1 protein-coding gene is annotated in these 321 nt (G+C 42.7%); it reads right to left on the bottom strand.

Translation table 11 applies throughout. The features are described 5' to 3' along the window. Nucleotides 1-18: 18 nt before the first annotated feature. Nucleotides 19-321, bottom strand: a 303-nt coding sequence (locus JKP73_RS22385; RefSeq protein WP_200412007.1) for a DUF2642 domain-containing protein, incomplete at its 5' end; no start/stop codon positions are given.

Raw genomic sequence — 321 nt, 5'->3', positions numbered from 1 at the left:
AACATTTATAATCCTCCTTTATAGTTCACTGACAAATTCAATCTTATCGATTCGGACAAGTGCTTGTGGCCCGGTATTCTCAATTACAACAACATAATCATCTCTTACTGCTAGCAATGTCCCTGGTACCATTCCAAAAGGAGTGGTTAGTTCTACTTGTTCATTAACTAGACCTAAAAGTACATCTCGGATTGTAGTAGGCGTGTCAGGTGTACCCCCATTATCTCCTGTGCCTCCAGCACCGCCGTTACCACCTAGGTCAAGCCCAACATCCACACCAATTCCTGGTAAATTTGCAGATACGTCTTTACTTATGCCACT

Origin of the sequence: Virgibacillus salexigens, from assembly GCF_014905415.1 — a bacterium.
Taxonomy (GTDB): Bacteria; Bacillota; Bacilli; order Bacillales; family Amphibacillaceae; genus Virgibacillus; species Virgibacillus salexigens.
Note: the sequence above shows the minus strand (reverse complement) of the source record. Positions and strands in the feature narration are given on the sequence as shown.